Raw genomic sequence first — 21,875 nt, 5'->3', positions numbered from 1 at the left:
CATGAGTGAAAAAATATTTGGTTCAAGATTAAGAAAAAATATTTTTATGATTGTTATAGCCTTTGTTGGAATGACTTTTACATTTCAATTAATAAAAATGCAAATTTTGGAACATACGACTTATACAACTCAATCAGATAATAATTCAATAAAAAAGAAACCGTTACAAGCCCCGCGAGGAATTTTTTTTGATAGGAATTTAGATGTTTTAGTAAGCAATAAACCAACATATAATTTGCAAATTACTCCAGCCGTTTATGATACAATTCATAGCTCAACTATTGAAGCAATAATAAATGAAGAAAGAGGAACTATAAATAAAATATTTGAAAAGAATAAAATATATTCCAAATATTTACCACGAATTATTAAACGAGATTTGAATTATAACAATGTTGTTTGGTTTGAAGAACATAGCGAAAACTTAAAAGGTGTGGAAATTATTGTAGAGATGCAGAGAGATTATTCATATGGCGTAAAGGGTTCGCACATTTTTGGTTATTTGCGAGAAATTAATTCAGTTCAGTTGGAGAAAGAAAAAAACCTTTATGATTTAGGTGATTTTATTGGAATAAGCGGAATAGAAAGATCATATGAAAATTTATTAAGAGGTTCAAAAGGATATGAATTTATTCTCGTTGATTCAAGACGTAAAACAATCGGAAGATATCTTGAAGGAAATAATGATATTCAGCCGGTAAAAGGGAAAGATTTAGTTTTAACAATTGATAAAAAAGCTCAGCAAATTGCAGAAGCTGAGTTTGAAGGATTAAGCGGTTCGTTAGTTGCAATAGAACCATCGACCGGAGAAATTTTAGCTTATGTAAGTGCACCGGAATATGATTTAGAATCATTTGCAGCTTTCACTTCTCGCGAACAAATTAATAAATTAAGTTCAGATCCTAAAAAACCATTATTTGATAGAGCCGCAAATTCAATATATCCTCCTGGTTCTACTTATAAAATGTTAGGAGCAATTATTGGATTAGAAGAAAATTTAATTGATATAAATTCAACCGTTTATTGCCGCGGCGGATTTCAATTTGGTAATAGATTTTTTAAATGCCATGGCAATCATGGAAGCATTAGCGTTATTCCGGCAATAGAAAAATCGTGCAATACTTTTTTCTATAAACTAATTTTAGATATTGGTTTGGATAGATGGGCAAGATATTTGAAAATGTTTGGGTTTGGAGAAAAAACCGGTTTTGATTTGGGTGCTGAAACAAAAGGAATTGTTCCGAACACTGAATATTATGACAGAGCATTTGGAAAAAATAAATGGACAAAAGGCACACTTATTAGTTTAGGAATTGGTCAAGGTGAATTCAGCGTTACAACATTACAATTAGCTCAATATGCAGCTTTGCTGGCAAATTCCGGAAGAACTAAAACTCCGCATGTTTTGCAAGGTTACATTGAAGGAATTAAAAACATAGATTATAATATTGAGTACAAAGATAAAATAGCAAATATTTCACAGAGAACTTTTGATATAGTTAGAGAAGGAATGTTTAAAGTTGTAAATGGATACGGCACTGCAAGACATATAAAACTTCCAAATATAAATATTGCCGGTAAGACCGGAACTTCGCAAAATCCGCATGGTGAAGATCACGCATTATTTATTGCTTTTGCACCTTATGAAAATCCCAAAATAGCTGTCGCTGTAATTGTTGAAAATGTTGGATTTGGTGGAACGCACGCTGCACCAATTGCACAAAAAGTAATTAAAGCATATTTAGAAAATATTGAAGGTAATAATTTTACAATTTCGAGCGCAAAATAATTTTGGAACCATCAAATAAAATATTAGATAAATTTGATTTTGTTGTTTTTGCAGCAATAACATTGCTTACAGCAATTGGTATGGCTGCAGTTTATAGTGCAACTTATACACATCCAACAGCTTATGGTAATTTTAATAAACAGTTAATTTCCGGAATTATTGCATTTATTTTATTTTTTGTTGCATACTTAATTCCTTATAAAACTTATCGATTTATTGCGGCTCCGGTTTATGTAATTTCTTTATTGAGTTTGTTAGCCGTTATTTTTATTGGGAAAACAGTTTACGGATCTAAAAGTTGGGTGAGTTTTGGTCCAATTGGATTTCAACCATCCGAGTTTGCAAAAATTGGGTTAATTTTATTTTTGGCTTATTATCTTACTAGAAAAAGAAAAAATCCAAATAACTTTTATGATTTATTTATTATTTCTGTTATTACACTAATTCCGGTCGCACTTATTTTAATGCAGCCAGATATGGGAACCGCAATTGTATATGTAATCATTTCTTTAATTATGGTTTTTTGGAGCGGTGTTGATTTGTTCTTGTTCTTTTTATTAATTTCTCCAGTCGTAGTGGTTTTCGCTTCATTATTCGGACTTGCAACATTTTTGATTTGTATGATTTTAGTAATTGCTCTTCTCGTTTATTTCAAAAAAAATGTTTTTGTAAATGCATCAATTATTGTTTTGAATATTTCTGCAGCTTATTTGATGGATTATGGAATAAATTTTTTAAAACCTCATCAGCAAAAAAGAATTGAAACATTTATCAATCCATTAGCTGATCCGCTTGGCGCCGGCTATAATATTATGCAGACAAAAGTAGCAATTGGATCCGGCGGGATATGGGGAAAAGGATTTTTGCATGGAAATCAAACTCAATTAAGGTTTATTCCTGAGCAATGGACAGATTTTATTTTTTGCGTAATTGGTGAAGAATTTGGTTTTGTTGGAAGCATTCTTACAATTGCACTTTTTATAGTTTTATTCTTTAAACTTGTAAACATTGCAACACATACAAAAAATATTTTTGGTAGTACAGTTGTTGTTGGAATTTTAGCTTTAATGTTTACACATTTTGCAATAAATATTGGAATGAACATTGGCGTAGCTCCGGTAATTGGCTTGCCTTTACCATTTTTAAGTTTCGGTGGAAGCTCATTAATTGTTAATATGATATTGATTGGAATTGCTTTAAATTTTTATAAAAATAGACGAGAACAAATTTAACTTTTCGGAAAATTTATGACGGCTCAAAATAAACTCGAATCGAAAATTAATAATCAATTGCACATTTGTGTTGGTTTAGATACTGACTTGAAACTTATTCCAAATCATTTTGCAAAATCATTAGATTCGATTTTGGAATTTAATAAAGTTGTAATTGATGCAACAATATATTATGCTGCGGCGTATAAAATCAATTTTGCTTTTTACGAAAAATACGGAACAAAAGGTTTTGAAATTATTGAAAAAACCGTTGATTTTATTGGTGATGATGTACTTATAATTGCCGATGCAAAAAGAGGCGATATTGGAAATACTTCGCAGAAATATGCAGAATCCATTTTTGATTATTTTAAATTCGATTCAATTACTTTGCATCCGTATATGGGATTAGAATCGGTTAGTCCTTTTTTGGAATACAAAAATAAATTAAGTTTTATTTTAGGATTAACATCAAATAAAAGTGCGGAAGATTTTGAAAAATTAAAATTAGAGAATGGAAATTATTTATATCAGGAAGTTATTAAAAAAATAAATGAATGGAATATTAATAAAAATTGCGGCGTAGTTTTTGGCGCAACAAATCTTGAAGAATTAATTCAAAACATAAATAATTTTAATAATATGCCGGTTTTATTGCCTGGAGTTGGTGCTCAAGGTGGAAGTTTAGAAGATGTTGTTAAAACGTTTTATTCAAATAAAAATAAAAATTTTATTGTAAATATGAGTCGTGGTTTGCTATTTATAGATGATACAAAAGATTTTAGAAATAGCATTGAAGGCAAAATTGAATCATTGAATAATATTGTAAAAAATCAAATTGATGAATTGAAAGTATAGTATTTAATTAAGAATTAAATTATTTTAGAATATAATTGATTTGCGATTTGTTCAATCATTATTGATAAAATAAATGCAATCTCAAGAAAAAATATCTGAAAAACAATTCCACAAAATTTGGGCAACCCAAGATTTTACCGAAGAACTTAAAACTCTTTCCGGCGAAGAAATAACGGTTTTATTTCCAGGTGATTATAATATTGATGAATCCGGTCCGGATTTTAAACACGCCAGAATTAAATTAGGTAATTTAACTTTTATCGGTGATGTTGAAATCGACCAAGATTATTCGGATTGGAAACGACATGGTCATAATATAAATCGAAATTATAATAAAACAATTCTGCACATTTGCTTTTCAAATCCTCAAAAACAAAATTACGTTTATACAAGTGACGGAAGAAAAGTTCCTTCATTAACAATTGAAAATTATATTTCCGCCGACAATATTGTAGATTATCAGAAAATTAATAAACATAATGTTGAGAATAACTTTGAGTTAAAATGCTCTTCTGAAATAAATTCTGTTGATAAAAAGTTATTGGAAAATACTTTGCTGAATTACGGAATTAAAAGATTCGAAAGCAAATGTTCTAATATTTTTTCGCGATTAAAAGAACTTAAATTTATAAGTGAATTGAAACTTAATGAACCGGTAATTAGATATGAATTGACAAAAGATTTTAACAACAAAACATTTCTGCAAAGTGATTTTAGGGATAAAGAAATTTGGAAACAACTTTTGTACGAATTTATTTTTGAAGCTTTGGGTTATTCCAAAAATAAAAAAATTATGCAAAGATTAGCACAGAATGTAAATCTTAAATTTCTTTCACAAATTAATTTTGAGGATAATTTTTCAAAAAAAGTTGAAGCAATTCTTTTTAAAGTTTCCGGTTTATTGCCGGAAATAAATAATTCTAGTGAAAATGAGTTTATAAAAGACTTACATATAATTTGGCAAAATGAAAAACAAAATTACGATGGAAAATATTTTGATGAAACACAGTGGCATTTTTTAGGACAGCGTCCGCAAAACTTTCCCACAATAAGAATTGCCGGCGGAGTTAAAATTATTGAAGCAATTTTGCATCACAATTTTATTGGACAAATAATTAGAAAATTTACTGAAATTAAAAAAGATACAATTCTTATAAACTCAATAAGATCGTTGTTAATTATTAAAGCAAACGGATATTGGCGGGATCATTATGTTTTTGAAAAAGAAACAAATATAAAACTTAATTATCTAATTGGACTTTCACGCGCCGATGAAATTTTTGTTAATGTAATTTTGCCGTTTTTATCAGTCTATTTTGATTTGTTCGGAAATCAGAATTTATCTAAAAAAGTTCTAAAAATTTACAATGAATATGATCAGAAAATTGATAACAAAATAATTAGAGACGTTTCTAAAGCTTTGCAAATTAATGGTCTCGAAAAGAAAACAATTTATGCACAAGGAATGATTGAAATTTTTAGAAATTATTGCAGCAAAAATAAATGTTTGGAATGTGAAATTGGTAAAACAATTTTTAATTAGCTGAAAATTAATTATTTCCTTTTAACCGATTTATTTCATCTCTAAGTTTTGCGGCACGTTCGTAATCTTCTTTTTCCAAAGCTTCTCTTAATTGATCTTGTAATGAAGCAACTTTTGTTTCTGAAGATTGTTTCGGAAATTGTTTTGCTTCAAAATCATTTGCAATTTCAAAAGATTCTTCGGCTTCGTCATTTTCTTCGCCCGATGGAACAAATGATGCTGCGCGCATAACTTCTTCCGCAACAAAAATTTGTGAACCGGTTCTAACCGCCAATGCAATTGCATCGCTTGGTCTTGCATCAATTGTATTTGTTAATGTTGAAATTTCCAGAACAATTTTTGCATAAAATGTATTATCTCTAAGTTCATCAATATAAACTTCCAAAATTGTTGCACCCATATCATCAACTAAATTTTTCATCAAATCGTGAGTTAATGGTCGCGGCGGTTTTATTCCTTCAATTTCCAAAGCAATTGATTGAGCTTCGAAAGAGCCAATAATTATTGGAAGTCGCCTTGTTCCGAAAGATTCTTTTAACAACAAAGCATAAGCTCCTCCGGCAGAAGGACTTGATGATAATCCTAAAATATCTACTTGAACTTTTTCCAAACCTAAACTGTACCTTAATATATTTAAAATTACTAATTTGTATGAGCAATATAAAAAAAAACATCTTAATATAATATTTAATCTCTTAAGCAAAATGGATAATAAAATAGAAAAATTTGAGCTTGAATATCCCGATCAGCAGATAAAGCCGGAAATTTTTAATGATACAAATATTGATACTGCTTATAGAGTTTTCCTATTTAATGATGATATTCATACGTTTGAAGAAGTTATTTTACAGCTAATCAAAGCTATAAATTGTTCTTTTGAAAAAGCACGAACGCTTGCATTTGAAGTTCATGTAAAAGGTAGAGCAATGGTTTTTGCGGGAGAAATGGTAAATTGCTTAAAAGTTTCTTCAATTTTAGAAGAAATTGGACTTCATACTCAAATTGTTGGATAAACATGGTTTATAAATATCGTAATTGCAAAATGGTTTTGTTAAATTTGTGCTCACAATAATTCAAACAAGGATTTTTAGATTATGCAGATTGGTTTAGTCGGGTTACAATTTTCGGGCAAAACTACACTTTTTAATATTCTTTCCGGAACAGAAAATAATCCAAATATTGTTTCTGATAAAGCATCAATAGAAGTTGTGAAAGTTCCGGATGAAAGATTGGATTTGCTTACCGAAATATTCAATCCAAAAAAAACTGTAAACGCCACAATTGAAGTTTTTGATATTCCCGGATTGCGAACCGCAGACGATGGAAAATTACGAATTACTTCTTCGTTCTTAAATGAAGTAAAAAATAATGATGCACTTTTTTATGTGATTAGAAAATTTAAAGAAGATTCTGTTCCTCATCCAATGAATAAAATTGATGTTTGCGAAGATATTACTTTTTTGGAAAATGAATTTTTATTTCACGATATGGCTTTTTTGGAAACCAGAATTGAAAAAATTAAACGTGAAATTCTGAAGATAAAAGATGACAGACTAAAAAGAGAAATTCCGGTAATTGAAAAATGTATGCATCATGTTGAACAAGAAAAACCGTTAAGAAGTTTGGGTTTGGATGAACAAGAAAGAAAATTACTTTCCGGTTATCAATTGATGACTTTGAAGCCATTAGTAATTGCAATTAATTTTGATGATGAATCGATGAATATTGTTGATTCGGAAATTCAAAAAGTTGCAGATTTATTGAAAGATGAAAATGTGAAAATAATTCCGTTTTTTGCAAAACTTGAATTAGAACTTTCCAAACTTGGAGACGAAGATAGAGAAATGTTTATGGCAGATTATGGAATTAAAGAATCTGCCTTAAGCAAAATTCTTAAAGCCTCTTACGAAGCTTTAGGTTTACAAAGTTTTTTTACTGTTGGAGAAGATGAAAACAGAGCTTGGACAATTAGAAAAAATTATACGGCGCAAGATGCAGCGGGAGTTATACATTCAGACTTTTATAACAAATTTATACGAGCAGAAGTTGTTGGATATAATGATTTTATGAATTATAAAACTTTTGCAAAATGTAAAGAAGCCGGTGTTTGGAAACTTGAAGGAAAGGAATATATTGTTCAAGACGGCGATATTTTAAATATAAGACACAGTTAAAATTTTAAAAATAAAAAGGTGAATATTATGTCACAAAAAGCAATTGCAAAATTAAAACCGGAATTGTTATGGCAGCATTTTTATGAACTTAGTCAAATTCCAAGACCATCTAAACGAGAACATAAAGCTGTAGAATTCGTAAAACAATTTGCGCAAAAAAATAATTTCAAATTTAAAGAAGATAAAGTTGGGAATGTTTTAATTTTTGTTCCGGCATCAAAAGGAAAAGAAAAATCTCCCACAATTGTTTTGCAAGGACATGTCGACATGGTTTGCGAAATGAATAAAGGAACCAAACATGATTTTGATAAAGATCCGATTAAACTTATAAACACCGGAGAATGGATAAAAGCAGACGGAACAACACTTGGGGCTGATAACGGAATTGGCGTTGCAGCAGCAATGACGGTAGCTTTGGATAAAACTTCTGTCCATGGTCCGTTAGAATTACTTTTCACAATTGATGAAGAAACCGGAATGACCGGAGTTAAAGAAATTCAGCCAAAATTTATTTCCGGAAAAACTTTATTAAACATGGATTCTGAAGAAGACGGCGCATTTTATGTCGGATGTTCCGGCGGACAAGATACAGCCGGCTCTTTTAAGATTGATTATAAAAAAGCGAAGAAAGAATTTGAGGCTTATGAAATTTTAATTACCGGATTAAAAGGCGGTCACTCTGGTTTAGACATAATTCAACAACGAGCAAATTCTATAAAACTTCTCGGACATTTTTTATCACAATTAAATTTTAAATTTCAAATTGCACAAATTAACGGCGGTTCTTTAAGGAATGCAATTCCGCGTGAAGCTGAAGCTATAATATTAATTGATCCAAAGAATTTAGCAAATCTTAAAAAGATTATTAAAGACTTTGTCTCAAAATCTTTATTGGAATTTAAAACTGTTGATCCGGATTTGAAAATAATTTTAAAAAAATCTGAAAATAAAATATCCAAAGTATTTAAAAGTGAATTGAAGGAAAAATTAATAAATGTATTACTTGCGCTGCCTCATGGTGTAATTTCTATGAGTCCGGATATACCAAATTTAGTTGAAACATCTACAAATCTTGCAACATTAAAAATTGAAGAAAAAGTTTTAACAATTGGCACAAGTCAAAGAAGTTCAATTGAAAGTGCGAAAAATAAAATTGCAGATTCAGTTAAATCCGTTTTCAAACTTGCCGATGCAAAATTAACGGAAGGCGATGGTTATCCCGGCTGGCAGCCAAATATGGATTCAAATTTATTAAAAGTATCTAAAAAAGTTTACAAACAAATGTTTAAAAAAGAACCAGAGATTAAAGCAATTCATGCCGGATTAGAAACCGGATTGCTGGGTGCAAAATTTCCCGGACTTGATATGATTTCCTTCGGTCCAACAATTCAAGGCGCACATTCACCGGATGAAAAAGTAAATATTAAGGATGTAGAAAAATTCTACAATTTATTAAAAGGGATTTTAAAAGAATTAAGTTGAAAAGTAGTTCTGAAATTCTATTATACATGTCATTCTTAATCCCGCTGAATGCGGGATGAAGAATCTCAATGCAAATAAAATATGGATATTTTGAATTGTTCGATTGAATAAATTTTTATTCTCAAAAATATCTTAAAATTATGTGATCGATTTAAAAATAAATTTAGAAAAAGTTTTTTTTATATTCGGATATTTGAATCAAAATATATTAAGAGGGGAAAATGAAAAGTAAAATTAAATTATTTGATGTTCCCAAAATTTCAAGTGTGCAGGAAATGATTTTGAGATCATCCGAAGTTTACAAAGATAAACTTGCCCTTGAAGATTTACAAAATTATCCAATTTCTAAAGTTACTTTTTCTCAGCTTAAGGAAAATATTTTAAAATTCGGTAAGGCACTTAAGGCTTTGGGATTAGGCGAAAGAAATCACATTGCGCTTATTGGTGAAAACAGAGTTCAATGGTCAATTTCATATTTAACATTAATGAGTTTTAATTATGTTGTAGTTCCGATCGATAAAAATCTTACCGAAAATGAAATTCTGAATATTATTCACGAATCTGATTCAGAAGGAATTATTTTTTCCGATACATTTTCAAACATAATTACTGAAAATAAAAATGTATTAAAAAAATTAAGAATATTTATCAATATGGATAAAGCCGATCCAGACGGTAAATTTTTAAGTATGAAAAGTCTTATTGACAGTCAAATTATTGGTGACACAACAATTCTTCCAAATATTAATCCGGAAGATTTAGCAGAAATAATTTTTACTTCCGGTTCATTGGGAAGAGCAAAAGGCGTAATGCTTTCTCAAAAAAACTTAGCATCAAATTTATCAGATATGTTGAGCATGTTAATGATGTATCCCGAAGATAGATTTTTATCGGTACTTCCAATTCATCACACTTATGAATGCACTTGCGGAATGCTGTGTCCGCTTTACGCCGGTTCATCAATTCATTATGCGCGCTCATTAAAAACAGTAGCCGAAGATATGCAAAAAGTTAAAGCCACAATTGTACTTGGTGTTCCGCTTCTTTTTGATAAAATGTTTAAAAAAGTTATGAAAGCAATTAATGAGGATAAAAAGAAAGCATTTTTAGTCCCTAAATTAATAAAGTTTACAAATCTCACACAAAAATTTGGAGTGAAAGATTTAAAGAAAAAAATTTTTAAAGAACTTCAAGAGAAATTTGGCGGAGCAATAAGAATATTTATTGTTGGCGGCGCTGCTGCCGATCCGGTTGTTGCTGAAGGTTTACAAGGTTTCGGATTTGGATTTTTACAAGGTTACGGCTTAACGGAAACTTCGCCAATTTTAGCATTAAACCAAATAAATAATTTTAAGAACGATGCTGCCGGAGTTCCGCTTCCTAATGTTGAAATAAAAATCGTAAATAAAGATGATGACGGAATTGGTGAAATTTATGCAAAGGGAAATAATGTGATGCTTGGATATTACAAAGATGCGGAAAAAACAAAAGATGCATTTTCCGATGGATGGTTTAAAACCGGAGATTTAGGTTATATTGATTCCGATGGATTTTTGCACATAAGCGGAAGAAAGAAAAATGTAATAATTTCTAAAAGCGGTAAAAATGTTTTCCGGAAGAAATTGAAGATCAGCTAAATCACAGTCCGTATATTTTAGAATGTTTAGTTTACGGAGAAAAAACTGAAAAACAAGATGAAATAATTGCAGCGCAAATTGTGGTTGATGCGGAAGCTTTTATTTTATATTCGCAAGAAAATAAAGTTCAGATAAATGATAAAATAATTAATGAAACTATTGAACAAGAAGTTGCAAAAGTGAATAAAAATCTTGCATCGCATAAAAAAATTGTAAAATTCTACATTCGCGAAAATGAATTTGTGAAAACAACAACGCAAAAAATTAAAAGATATTTAGTTGAATAAGTTTTGGGCAAAAAAAAATGGCTCTAAATAAATTTACTTAGAGCCATTGAGGACCAACAAATCAAAAGGAAGTCTTTTAAAGACAATGCTAATAAATATAAAAACTGATACAGATATTGTGATGTAAAACAATTAAAATTTTCTAAACTCAAGTAATTCCCACTTCAGCCGATAATTACCACAAAAAACAAACGGCGGCAAAATGAATGCTTATTTTGAACCTTCTATTTCTGCATATTTTTTAATAAATGAAGTAACGAAAAAACTATCGATAAATGAAAATCCGGAAATCAGTGTAAAAAACGGAAATGCCAATAAGATAATTACAGAATGCGTTAAAATAATTGAATCAAATTATGATGAAAAAAGAACTCGCGAATTATTGAAATATTATGTAGCTCACAGTTTTTTTGAAGATTATGATTTAGAAAATGATGAAGCATTTGCCAATCAAATTATAAATTAGGAAGTTCTAAAAATTAAGAAATTAAAGAAATCTCATTTTACTCAAATTATGAGATTCTTACGTCGCCCGTCAACTGACGGACTCCTCAGAATGACAAGCACTTTAAATATTTGAGAGGATTCAATTAATTATTTACAAATTTGAATTTATTGCCGCGAATTTTTTTCTAAGTAAAATATTTGCATTAAAAAGTAAGATTAAAAATAAGCCAATATACGAAGCGCCGTCTCTTAAAATTCCTAAACTTTCTTTGTATTCAATTACTTCAATTAAATTATTTTTGATAAATTTTCCTTTTACCGAAACCTTATCGGAATTTAATTTTCCAATATTTGTTAATTCAATTATATCTTTGTTGAAAGATTTAAAGTAGTAATTACCGGAGTTCTCATCAAAAAAAATTGTTTTTCTATCTAACTCAACATACTTACCAATTCTGGAATTTTGATTTTTAAGAGTTTGAATAAAATGATTATCGGAATCGAAAACTTTGTTAGTGAAAAGAAACGGAAGAAAAATATAGAATAAAAAAATAATTATAAAGTATAGAAAACGACTTTTGTTTATCAGAAAATCCGGATAAAAATTTTTACTATCTCTCCAATTCCAAACAAAAAATGCAATTCCTAAAAAACCAAGCAAATGAATTATAAAATTTTCCGGCCAAATAATTCCAAAATTTAAAAGATTCCAATTTAACGGAGCAAACAAATGAACTCCGTTTGCCCATTTTGTCTCAATAGAATCAGCCAATAAATGTAAAACAGATCCAAGTGAAAGAATTAGAAGAGTTCTGAAAAGATTTTTTGAGAAAAGTGAAATTGCAAAACTTAGAATTAAACTGAAGAATAAAGTTGATTGAATTATTAAATATGCTTGCAGATCGTAGCCATTAATCTGCGGGATAAAGAATTCCAAAAACTTTTTTGAAATCCAAGGAATATCCGGAATTATAGAACCCAAATAAATCCAAAAAAGATTATACTTTTTACTTATGGATTTTGTAAGGAATCCATTTATTCCAATGTGAACAAGAGTATTTGGCATTTAGAAAAAACTTATAAATTTAATTTAAAGTAAGATAAAATATTTTTACAATTTTTGTATCCAAATGCCGGAAAAATTATTTGAATAATTTAATTTCCTTTCTCGGTATAAATTAATTCTTCATCCAAATCAATATAATCAGTTACTTCATCAGCCGATAATTTGAAAATTTGAATATGAGAATCGCCTTCATCAACCCAAACATCCACCATTTTTTTAGCTTCTTCAAAAGTATCTGCAAATTGATCATGATGATCTGCTCTGGCATGAAAACAAATGTGAGTCATTTTTTCATCCTAATTTTAATTGAAAAATTATTTTAGTTAATGGAAAAAATTTATTTATAAAGGTGCCGCGCAAGCTGAGGATGTTGTGGGAAAGAAAGCTAAAATTTGTTACGAATGAATTTTTTGTTATCATCGTAAAACTTGATCTAAGTTAAATTTCTGTTACAAATTAGGGAAATATTTTTTTTAGAGCAACATGAAAATTTAGGACAAAAATATGGTGTAAGTATTTATACGTATTTACAAAAGGTAAATTATTCATTATATTAAATTAAATTATTAAACTAATATAATATTTAGTTATTGTAACTGATTGTGCGGAGCAGTAAAAAAAATAAATAGTATTTTATATCTTATTTTAATCAAGCCCGAAGAAGAATTTTTGAAAGCAAATAATTATAAAAATCAATTTTAAATAATTGAAGTTTAACTATAATTTATTTAATTTTGTGTAACTAATTTATCATCAAATAATTGATAGAAAAAAAAGCAAATAGTGCAATAGTAGTTACTAAAAATCCTAAACTTCTTGATAAAGTAAGCTTAACTTTAAAAGCCCACAGATACAGCAGAAAAACAGAAGAAGCATATTTAAGATGGATTAAAAATTACATTTTATTCAACGGCAAAAAACATCCAAAGGAATTAGATAAAAAAGATCTTGAAAAATACTTAACATTTTTAGCAGTAAATAAAAAGGTTTCTGCATCAACGCAAAACCAAGCAATGAATGCCATTATGTATTTGTATAACAAAGTTTTGAACATAGAATTAGGCTGGCTTGAAAATGTTAAAAGAGCAAAAAGAAATTTAAAATTACCAACAGTATTTTCTAAAAATGAAATTTCGGAAATATTCAAACAATTAAGCGGAGTTACAAAAATAATTATTTCGGTTTTATACGGAGGCGGTTTAAGATTAGGAGAAGCTTTAAGGCTGCGAGTTAAAGATATTGATATGGATTATAAAATGATTACCGTTCGTGATTCCAAAGGGGAAAAAGACAGACAAACAATTTTGCCGACTTCAATAATTCCGGAGATAATAAACCATCTTAAAAAAGTAAAAAAGCTTCACGAAAATGATCTTAAAGCCGGAAAAGGCGAAACAATTTTGCCGATGGCATTAAGAGAAAAATATCCAAACGCCGGAAAAGAATTTGGATGGCAGTATATTTTTCCATCGGATAAATTTGTTTTATCCGAAAAAATAATTTTACTACAGACACCATTTACATGAAACAACAGTTCAGAAAAAATTAAAGAAATATTAAAAAAAGCTGAGATTACAAAACATGCCGGTTCGCATGCTTTTAGACATTCCTTTGCAACCCATTTGCTGAAAATGGTTACGATATTAGAACAATACAAGAATTACTTGGACATAGTTCTGTTAAAACAACAATGATTTATACGCATGTATTAAATAGCGGAACCGGTGTAAGAAGTCCGTTAGACGCAAATATTAGGTATTGAAAAACGGAAGGAAATAATTGGATATTTGGGAATGGAAAGCGGAAGAAAATTCAGTATAGCGAACCAAATTTAAGTTTGAAAATTTTGTATAAAATTATAGTTTATAATAAGATATAAAAATTTTAAGTAGATATTAGAAAAACCAAAAGTAGAATAAACATCTTTTTTTGCTCCATTTAATAAGAGACGGGTATTCTGCTTAATAAATAGTTATGCACTTCAAAGACTTGAGATTTGGAAGATTAGTGAAACATAAATTATAAATATTAGTAAAAGATTTATTGAGAAATAAGAATGAGGTTTAAAATGAAAATAAACTATTTAATTTCTTTAATCTTTGTTTTATCAATATCAATATTTTCACAAAGTAAATATCAATACAAGCTGGATTCGTTGCAAAATAAACTTTCATTACTTCAAAAAAATGAACAAGAAAAACAACAATTATATAAATCATTAAATCAATTAAGATTAGAATCACAGAAGAAAAACATACAAAAAGAAAACTATGAAATGATTCCATTACCACCGTCAGATTCATCAAACAGTAAATTTGAAATATTGCCAAATTCAAAACGAGAAGATTTTAAAACAGAACTTCTTAATAAGAAAAAAAAAAGTAAATAAATAACTAAATATAATAAAATTAAAAAAGTGCATAACAAACAAATCAACCCGACTGCCGTACTGGTTTGGTTTTTGTGTAAAAATATAATTTGAAAGTTGTATTGACTATTTTGTTAAAAGTGAACAATGTTCAGAAAATTAAGTCGCAAAGTTTGCTAAAAAAAGTTAAACTTTGCTCTTTAAATAAAACATTCATTATTAAATAAAATTGTTGTTTAGGGCAGCGGGTTATTTGCGCCGCCGTTATGTTGCTAAATATTTCAAAAATGCTCTATAAAAACACACAACAAAATCTATATCAATTAATTATCATTCATCAAAGGAGAAAAAATGAAAAAAATATCGATTATTACTGCTTCTTTAATTGTTTTAGTTGTCAGTATTTATTTAACAAGTTGTGCTACAATTGCTACTGGTACTTCGCAATTAGTAACCATTACTAGTAACGTTGAAGGTGCTGATGTAAAATTAGATGGTGTTTCAGTAGGTAAAACTCCATTTACTGGTGAAATTAAAAAAAATGGTAAACTTATTACTATCGAAATGGAAGGTTATAAAACTCATCAAATTGCATTAAGTACAACGATGGAAGGTATGTTTTGGGGAAATATTATTATTGGTGGAACACTTGGAAGTATTACAGACTTTGCTACTGGTGCCGCTTATAAGTATTCACCCGCAAGTTATCAAGTTGAATTAATTGCAAACGGTTTATCAGTTAATGATTTCAAGAAAAAATATGAATTGAAAAAATTTGCAATGGTTAACATGTCAAATATTGCCATTGATTTATCAAATAACAATGGTAATTATTTAAATTCACTTTTATATTTAGCTAATTTAGAACAAAATGAAAATTCAACCCAAATGGTAAAAAACATTTTAATAAAATCAAATGGTGATCAAGTTACTTTTGGTATAGAAATCGAAAAATTATTAAATATCTAAATTGGGTATAGAAATTCAAAGGAGAATAACAAAAATACTTTTAGTTATTCTCCTATCTAGTATTACAATTTTTTCTGCTGAATACAGCACAAAAAATTTAAGTGAAAATTATATTGATACTTTATCAGAGAAAGTTTCTTTAGAAATATTTTTAAAAGAAAATTCAATTGAAAAGTTGTATTTAGTTTTTGCTGGGCCATATCCAGCAAGTCCAACTTCATCTTTTGGACATTTATTTGTTTTACTAGAACCAAAAGAAAAGCGACCATTTTTATTATGGCCATCATTAGATTTTTCAGCTACAACAGATGGTATTGGTTCATTTGAATTTTTCTTAAAAGGTATTTTTGGTGGTCTTGTAGGCGAGTTTAGAATAGTCCCTTTTTTTGAGAAATTTAGAGAATATACTTTTATTGAATCAAGACCTTTGTGGCTTTTCCCAATTGAATTGAATGAAGCTGAAAAATTGAGTTTTCTTAAAAATTTTTTCAATTTACAAAATAAAAGTTTTCCTTATTTGTTTGCAAATAAAAATTGTGCAAGCCAAATTGATTCAATATTTAATATTTCTTTTAATAAAACTAATATTTCTAATCGAGTTTTCTTCTTTCCAAAAACAATAATTGATAATTGGAAGGGTAGGATTGGCGAGCCAATGTTTGTAGAAAGTACTAGTAATATTATTAATGAAAGCATTTATAAATTACCTTTGGATTTTTCTGAAGAAAATTTCAATTTAACTGAATTGTCCAATTCAGAAATCGCATTGTTGCTGAATTTTTTAGAATGGAAAAATTCAAATAAAAAAGAACATCTTACTGAAACCGAAATCGAAATAATAAAAAAATTAAGAATTTTAGTTTCAAAATCAGAAGAAGCTACTATTAATATATTTAAGAACTATAACAAAGAATTTGATATACATCCATCTGTTTTATTAGGTGGCGGTATAAAAATAATTCATAATAATTCACCAACATATTTACTTAATTTTCGTCTTGGTTTACACGATTTTTTTGAAAGTTATGATGTTTATCCAGCAAATGATTATTTGTCATTGTTTAAAACTGATATTGGTTTTTCAACAAAAAAAATATTCATTGATGAATTCTATCTTTTTAATCAATTAAGTTTACAGCCCATTTCAGTACTTTCCAATTATTTATCATGGAGAATTGGTTTAGGTTTGCAAAGAAAATCTGAATATGTTAATAATATCTTGACGTATGGATTATTTGCTGGGATAGGATATTCGATTTCAATACTTAAAAATAGTTTTAATTTATCTGCATTAATGGAAGTTTCACCAGTTTATTTACAAAATTATGGTTTTTCAGTTTTATTTGGACCCGAGTTAATAATTCAAGCAAAACTTTCAAATAGAGTAAAATTAATGCACAACTTTAAGGTTACATTTAATACTACAAAAAAACTTGAAGATGTTATTTTTAATGAAACAAGTTTTGGAATTGAATTGCCAAAATTAAATATACTTTATATGCAATTAAAATATTCAAAAGAGAATATTTCGTATTCAATAAAATTAAATCACTATATTAATTAAAGCAACATAACCAACAAATCAACCCGACCGCTACGCTTGTTTGGGTTTGGTTTCTAAACATAAAGTTGGAAAGTTCAATAAAGTTATTTGCAAAAGTGAAGTAAAATTTATAAAAGTGAGTCGCAGTTTTTTCTTATGAAAATTAAAAACTGCTCTTTAAATAAATCATTCGTTATTAAATTATATTGTTGTTTTGGGCGTCGGGTTATTTGCGCCGCCGTTATACAACAAAAAATAAATAGAAGAATATTTTTAATAATAATTTGTGAATCAATATGACATTTGAAGAAAGCTGTAAAGAAAAAATTGGAGGTTGGTTAATATTTTTATATATCAATCTTTTTGTTCTTGGAGTTTACAATATTCTAACTGGTGTTGGATATTTATTTTATATGGATGGTACTAATTTAGATAGATATTTTTATGAAGGGATAATCTTTTCCTTAATCTCAATTATTATTGGATTATACAGTTTTTATTGTGGATACAATATTTTCAAAAAAGATAAAAATGCAATTAGGACGACAAAGAAATTTTTAATCTTTTACATAAGTATTTATTTAATCACTGGCATCTATTATTTTTTAGATAGTTGGCTAAATAATTCACTTATGAGTTCAAATTTTCTCGAAACATTATTTTATCAAATAATTTTTCAGTTACCTAAAATAATATTCTTTTTAATTTGGTATTTATATCTAACATATTCAAAAAGAGTCAAGTATACTTTTAATGTTGTATAACCAGCAAATCAACACGACCGCCGTTTTCACTTGGCGGAATTTTGTAAAAAGTTTGTTTGGAAGTTTAACTAAAGTTTTATGTTAAAGTTTGTGCAATTCAGAAAAGTTAAAAACAATGTTTGTGAAAAAAGTTAAACATTGTTTTGTAAAATTATAAATTCGTTATTTAGTAAAATCTAATTATGGGCGGCGTGTTATTTGCTACGCCGTTATATTAAGCCAAAAAAGCATTGGCAGTTCATTGAAAATATGAATAAGTTAAGCTCTAATGATAAAAGTATCAGATATATTAAAGTCTGGAATAGAGAGATATTTGGAGCACAAAGGCATATCGAACAAACAGAGAAAGGTAATCACAAAGATTATCAATTGTTTTTCAGATAACGTGTCACCGGTTAAATTTAAGTGCACAAATGAAGAATGTGGATATGAAGAAGAAAAGAAAAGACCATGCAGAGACAGACATTGTAATAGATGTAACCAGAATAAGAAAATAAAATGGTTAATAAATGTCCTAAAGAATTATCTGCCATTACCATACTTTCATGTTGTATTCACGTTGCCATCGGAGTTGAATAATCTATCAATATGCAATCAGCAGATATTATATGATATATTATTCAAGAGCAGCTTTTATGTACTAAATAAATTTTCAGAGGATAAAAGACATTTTGGAGGAAGAATAGGTTACATCGGTTTATTGCATACATGGGGAAGTCAGATGTTATATCATCCACATATACATTATATGGTATTAAGTGGAGGACTGAAAGAAGGGAGATTTAAGAAATTACCATATTCGAAGAAGTTTATGTTTCCGGTAGGGGCGATGTCAGAAGTTATGATGGGAAAATTTATAGAGTTACTAAAAGAAAAGTATGAGGAAGGGAAATTAAGATTTCCGGGAAAGATAGAAATACTATCAAGATCAAAAGAGTTTAACAATTACCTATATAAATTGAGTCAAAAGAAATGGGTAATATATTCGAAGGCACCATTTAGCAATGGAGAAAGGACGTTAGAATATATATCGAGATATACACACAAAGTAGCAATATCCAATAGCAGAATAAAGAGTTATGAAAAAGGAGTAGTAAGATTTGAATATAAGAACTACAAGAAGCAAGATAAACGAGGCATAGCTAAGAAAGAAATACTACCATTAGAAGACACGGAATTTATCAGAAGATTTTTACTACATATACTACCAGAAGGATTTAGAAAGATAAGGTATGGAGGAATCTTTGCTCCAAATAAAAAGAAAGACTCACTGAATAAAATAGAAGAAGAAATAAAGAGTGAACTTGGAAAATTAAAAGAAAAAGTTGAAGAAATAATAAATGAGTTGGAAGAAAAAGTTAAATGTGTATGTCCGGAATGTGAAAGTAAAGTATTGTTGAGTGGGTATGGTTGAAGTTGAGAGCTTAATTAATAAATAAAAGCTTAATATAACCCGCCAATCAAGCTGACTGCCGTAATTGCTCGGGTTGAATACAGAAATAAAGATTAAAAGTTTGTTTGGCATTGCTATTAACATTAGCAGTATTATTGAAGTTTAGTTCCGCCGTGCTTACATGTAAAGTTAAGCACGGCTAAATATAAATCATTGTGTTGCTTATTTGGCATTGCTCTTTTGGGCAGCAGCTTATTGGCAACGTCGTTATATTAAGCCAAAAAAGCATTGGCAGTTCATTGAAAATATGAATAAGTTAAGCTCTAATGATAAAAGTATCAGATATATTAAAGTCTGGAATAGAGAGATATTTGGAGCACAAAGGCATATCGAACAAACAGAGAAAGGTAATCACAAAGATTATCAATTGTTTTTCAGATAACGTGTCACCGGTTAAATTTAAGTGCACAAATGAAGAATGTGGATATGAAGAAGAAAAGAAAAGACCATGCAGAGACAGACATTGTAATAGATGTAACCAGAATAAGAAAATAAAATGGTTAATAAATGTCCTAAAGAATTATCTGCCATTACCATACTTTCATGTTGTATTCACGTTGCCATCGGAGTTGAATAATCTATCAATATGCAATCAGCAGATATTATATGATATATTATTCAAGAGCAGCTTTTATGTACTAAATAAATTTTCAGAGGATAAAAGACATTTTGGAGGAAGAATAGGTTACATCGGTTTATTGCATACATGGGGAAGTCAGATGTTATATCATCCACATATACATTATATGGTATTAAGTGGAGGACTGAAAGAAGGGAGATTTAAGAAATTACCATATTCGAAGAAGTTTATGTTTCCGGTAGGGGCGATGTCAGAAGTTATGATGGGAAAATTTATAGAGTTACTAAAAGAAAAGTATGAGGAAGGGAAATTAAGATTTCCGGGAAAGATAGAAATACTATCAAGATCAAAAGAGTTTAACAATTACCTATATAAATTGAGTCAAAAGAAATGGGTAATATATTCGAAGGCACCATTTAGCAATGGAGAAAGGACGTTAGAATATATATCGAGATATACACACAAAGTAGCAATATCCAATAGCAGAATAAAGAGTTATGAAAAAGGAGTAGTAAGATTTGAATATAAGAACTACAAGAAGCAAGATAAACGAGGCATAGCTAAGAAAGAAATACTACCATTAGAAGACACGGAATTTATCAGAAGATTTTTACTACATATACTACCAGAAGGATTTAGAAAGATAAGGTATGGAGGAATCTTTGCTCCAAATAAAAAGAAAGACTCACTGAATAAAATAGAAGAAGAAATAAAGAGTGAACTTGGAAAATTAAAAGAAAAAGTTGAAGAAATAATAAATGAGTTGGAAGAAAAAGTTAAATGTGTATGTCCGGAATGTGAAAGTAAAGTATTGTTGAGTGGGTATGGTTGAAGTTGAGAGCTTAATTAATAAATAAAAGCTTAATATAACCCGCCAATCAAGCTGACTGCCGTAATTGCTCGGGTTGAATACAGAAATAAAGATTAAAAGTTTGTTTGGCATTGCTATTAACATTAGCAGTATTATTGAAGTTTAGTTCCGCCGTGCTTACATGTAAAGTTAAGCACGGCTAAATATAAATCATTGTGTTGCTTATTTGGCATTGCTCTTTTGGGCAGCAGCTTATTGGCAACGTCGTTATGCACTTCAAAGACTTGAGATTTGGAAGATTAGTGAAACATAAATTATAAATATTAGTAAAAGATTTATTGAGAAATAAGAATGAGGTTTAAAATGAAAATAAACTATTTAATTTCTTTAATCTTTGTTTTATCAATATCAATATTTTCACAAAGTAAATATCAATACAAGCTGGATTCGTTGCAAAATAAACTTTCATTACTTCAAAAAAATGAACAAGAAAAACAACAATTATATAAATCATTAAATCAATTAAGATTAGAATCACAGAAGAAAAACATACAAAAAGAAAACTATGAAATGATTCCATTACCACCGTCAGATTCATCAAACAGTAAATTTGAAATATTGCCAAATTCAAAACGAGAAGATTTTAAAACAGAACTTCTTAATAAGAAAAAAAAAGAAGTAAATAAATAACTAAATATAATAAAATTAAAAAAAGTGCATAACAAACAAATCAACCCGACTGCCGTACTGGTTTGGTTTTTGTGTAAAAATATAATTTGAAAGTTGTATTGACTATTTTGTTAAAAGTGAACAATGTTCAGAAAATTAAGTCGCAAAGTTTGCTAAAAAAAGTTAAACTTTGCTCTTTAAATAAAACATTCATTATTAAATAA

Annotated in this window: 19 protein-coding genes and 2 pseudogenes; 18 read left to right on the top strand and 3 right to left on the bottom strand. The window is 28.7% G+C overall.

All coding sequences use genetic code 11. The annotated features are described in order from the left end of the window. Position 1 precedes the first annotated feature (1 nt). The 4 genes from mrdA (at position 2) to IPH62_01010 (ending at position 5,401) form a co-directional block, all read left to right on the top strand. Complete coding sequence (mrdA, locus tag IPH62_01025; GenBank protein MBK7103853.1) at positions 2 to 1,789, top strand: penicillin-binding protein 2; 1,788 nt, start codon at positions 2 to 4, stop codon at positions 1,787 to 1,789. Positions 1,790 to 1,791: 2 nt separating this feature from the next. After that, positions 1,792 to 3,021 carry a rod shape-determining protein RodA gene (gene rodA / locus IPH62_01020; protein ID MBK7103852.1) on the top strand — a complete coding sequence of 410 codons (1,230 nt, stop codon included), beginning with the start codon at positions 1,792 to 1,794 and terminating at the stop codon, positions 3,019 to 3,021. Between the two features lie 15 nt (positions 3,022 to 3,036). Next, the gene (gene pyrF / locus IPH62_01015; protein MBK7103851.1) at positions 3,037 to 3,858 is read left to right on the top strand and encodes an orotidine-5'-phosphate decarboxylase; all 822 of its coding nucleotides are present in this window, start codon (positions 3,037 to 3,039) and stop codon (positions 3,856 to 3,858) included. 73 nt (positions 3,859 to 3,931) lie between these two features. Further along, positions 3,932 to 5,401, top strand: a complete 1,470-nt coding sequence (locus IPH62_01010) for a DUF2851 family protein (GenBank protein MBK7103850.1) — start codon at positions 3,932 to 3,934, stop codon at positions 5,399 to 5,401. A gap of 7 nt (positions 5,402 to 5,408) precedes the next feature. On the opposite strand, the gene IPH62_01005 is transcribed toward IPH62_01010, so the two are convergent. Further along, a complete protein-coding gene (locus tag IPH62_01005; GenBank protein MBK7103849.1) occupies positions 5,409 to 6,011 on the bottom strand; it encodes a bifunctional nuclease family protein in 603 nt (200 codons plus the stop codon). A 94-nt stretch (positions 6,012 to 6,105) separates the two neighbouring features. On the opposite strand from IPH62_01005, the gene IPH62_01000 reads away from it, so the two are divergent. From IPH62_01000 to IPH62_00980, 5 genes and pseudogenes are all read left to right on the top strand, one after another. Continuing rightward, positions 6,106 to 6,414: an ATP-dependent Clp protease adaptor ClpS gene (locus tag IPH62_01000; protein ID MBK7103848.1), complete on the top strand. Its 309-nt coding sequence runs from the start codon at positions 6,106 to 6,108 to the stop codon at positions 6,412 to 6,414. A gap of 81 nt (positions 6,415 to 6,495) precedes the next feature. After that, positions 6,496 to 7,575, top strand: coding sequence for a redox-regulated ATPase YchF (gene ychF, locus IPH62_00995; GenBank protein MBK7103847.1), 1,080 nt, complete (start codon positions 6,496 to 6,498; stop codon positions 7,573 to 7,575). A gap of 27 nt (positions 7,576 to 7,602) precedes the next feature. Next, complete coding sequence (locus IPH62_00990) at positions 7,603 to 9,057, top strand: aminoacyl-histidine dipeptidase (GenBank protein MBK7103846.1); 1,455 nt, start codon at positions 7,603 to 7,605, stop codon at positions 9,055 to 9,057. Between the two features lie 221 nt (positions 9,058 to 9,278). Next, positions 9,279 to 10,981, top strand: a pseudogene (locus tag IPH62_00985) (AMP-binding protein). 202 nt (positions 10,982 to 11,183) lie between these two features. Next, positions 11,184 to 11,447: a hypothetical protein gene (locus IPH62_00980; protein MBK7103845.1), complete on the top strand. Its 264-nt coding sequence runs from the start codon at positions 11,184 to 11,186 to the stop codon at positions 11,445 to 11,447. Positions 11,448 to 11,579: 132 nt separating this feature from the next. On the opposite strand, the gene IPH62_00975 is transcribed toward IPH62_00980, so the two are convergent. Then, positions 11,580 to 12,494 (bottom strand): hypothetical protein, encoded by a 915-nt coding sequence (locus tag IPH62_00975; GenBank protein ID MBK7103844.1) that lies wholly within the window; start codon positions 12,492 to 12,494, stop codon positions 11,580 to 11,582. Positions 12,495 to 12,583: 89 nt separating this feature from the next. Further along, on the bottom strand, positions 12,584 to 12,781 hold the full coding sequence (locus IPH62_00970; protein MBK7103843.1) for a hypothetical protein: 198 nt from the start codon (positions 12,779 to 12,781) through the stop codon (positions 12,584 to 12,586). A 474-nt stretch (positions 12,782 to 13,255) separates the two neighbouring features. Here IPH62_00970 and IPH62_00965 point away from each other — a divergent pair, with 474 nt between their 5' ends. The 9 genes and pseudogenes from IPH62_00965 to IPH62_00925 all read left to right on the top strand — a co-directional run bounded on the left by IPH62_00965 (position 13,256) and on the right by IPH62_00925 (position 21,672). After that, entirely contained in the window at positions 13,256 to 14,020 is a 765-nt protein-coding gene (locus tag IPH62_00965) for an integron integrase (GenBank protein MBK7103842.1), read from the top strand. An 18-nt stretch (positions 14,021 to 14,038) separates the two neighbouring features. Next, positions 14,039 to 14,256: pseudogene (locus IPH62_00960) on the top strand (tyrosine-type recombinase/integrase). 306 nt (positions 14,257 to 14,562) lie between these two features. Next, a complete protein-coding gene (locus tag IPH62_00955) occupies positions 14,563 to 14,883 on the top strand; it encodes a hypothetical protein (protein MBK7103841.1) in 321 nt (106 codons plus the stop codon). 330 nt (positions 14,884 to 15,213) lie between these two features. After that, complete coding sequence (locus IPH62_00950) at positions 15,214 to 15,831, top strand: PEGA domain-containing protein (protein ID MBK7103840.1); 618 nt, start codon at positions 15,214 to 15,216, stop codon at positions 15,829 to 15,831. A gap of 1 nt (position 15,832) precedes the next feature. After that, a complete protein-coding gene (locus IPH62_00945) occupies positions 15,833 to 17,395 on the top strand; it encodes a DUF4105 domain-containing protein (protein MBK7103839.1) in 1,563 nt (520 codons plus the stop codon). Positions 17,396 to 17,670: 275 nt separating this feature from the next. Continuing rightward, positions 17,671 to 18,138, top strand: a complete 468-nt coding sequence (locus IPH62_00940; GenBank protein ID MBK7103838.1) for a DUF2569 family protein — start codon at positions 17,671 to 17,673, stop codon at positions 18,136 to 18,138. A gap of 268 nt (positions 18,139 to 18,406) precedes the next feature. Beyond that, a complete protein-coding gene (locus IPH62_00935) occupies positions 18,407 to 19,552 on the top strand; it encodes an IS91 family transposase (GenBank protein MBK7103837.1) in 1,146 nt (381 codons plus the stop codon). A gap of 305 nt (positions 19,553 to 19,857) precedes the next feature. Beyond that, positions 19,858 to 21,003: an IS91 family transposase gene (locus IPH62_00930; GenBank protein MBK7103836.1), complete on the top strand. Its 1,146-nt coding sequence runs from the start codon at positions 19,858 to 19,860 to the stop codon at positions 21,001 to 21,003. Positions 21,004 to 21,345: 342 nt separating this feature from the next. Continuing rightward, positions 21,346 to 21,672: a hypothetical protein gene (locus tag IPH62_00925; GenBank protein ID MBK7103835.1), complete on the top strand. Its 327-nt coding sequence runs from the start codon at positions 21,346 to 21,348 to the stop codon at positions 21,670 to 21,672. Positions 21,673 to 21,875: the final 203 nt, after the last annotated feature.

The organism is Ignavibacteriota bacterium (assembly GCA_016708125.1).
Taxonomy (GTDB): domain Bacteria; phylum Bacteroidota; class Ignavibacteria; order Ignavibacteriales; family Melioribacteraceae.
Note: the sequence above shows the minus strand (reverse complement) of the source record. Positions and strands in the feature narration are given on the sequence as shown.

Coding starts and splice junctions, on each gene's coding strand:
- IPH62_01000 (MBK7103848.1), top strand. CDS start 6,106: ATGGATAATAAAATAGAAAAATTTGAGCTTGAATATCCCGATCAGCAG.
- IPH62_00935 (MBK7103837.1), top strand. CDS start 18,407: ATGATAAAAGTATCAGATATATTAAAGTCTGGAATAGAGAGATATTTG.
- IPH62_00930 (MBK7103836.1), top strand. CDS start 19,858: ATGATAAAAGTATCAGATATATTAAAGTCTGGAATAGAGAGATATTTG.
- ychF (MBK7103847.1), top strand. CDS start 6,496: ATGCAGATTGGTTTAGTCGGGTTACAATTTTCGGGCAAAACTACACTT.
- IPH62_00955 (MBK7103841.1), top strand. CDS start 14,563: ATGAAAATAAACTATTTAATTTCTTTAATCTTTGTTTTATCAATATCA.
- IPH62_00940 (MBK7103838.1), top strand. CDS start 17,671: ATGACATTTGAAGAAAGCTGTAAAGAAAAAATTGGAGGTTGGTTAATA.
- mrdA (MBK7103853.1), top strand. CDS start 2: ATGAGTGAAAAAATATTTGGTTCAAGATTAAGAAAAAATATTTTTATG.
- pyrF (MBK7103851.1), top strand. CDS start 3,037: ATGACGGCTCAAAATAAACTCGAATCGAAAATTAATAATCAATTGCAC.
- IPH62_00980 (MBK7103845.1), top strand. CDS start 11,184: ATGAATGCTTATTTTGAACCTTCTATTTCTGCATATTTTTTAATAAAT.
- IPH62_00990 (MBK7103846.1), top strand. CDS start 7,603: ATGTCACAAAAAGCAATTGCAAAATTAAAACCGGAATTGTTATGGCAG.
- IPH62_00925 (MBK7103835.1), top strand. CDS start 21,346: ATGAAAATAAACTATTTAATTTCTTTAATCTTTGTTTTATCAATATCA.
- IPH62_00950 (MBK7103840.1), top strand. CDS start 15,214: ATGAAAAAAATATCGATTATTACTGCTTCTTTAATTGTTTTAGTTGTC.
- IPH62_01010 (MBK7103850.1), top strand. CDS start 3,932: ATGCAATCTCAAGAAAAAATATCTGAAAAACAATTCCACAAAATTTGG.
- IPH62_00975 (MBK7103844.1), bottom strand. CDS start 12,494: ATGCCAAATACTCTTGTTCACATTGGAATAAATGGATTCCTTACAAAA.
- IPH62_00970 (MBK7103843.1), bottom strand. CDS start 12,781: ATGACTCACATTTGTTTTCATGCCAGAGCAGATCATCATGATCAATTT.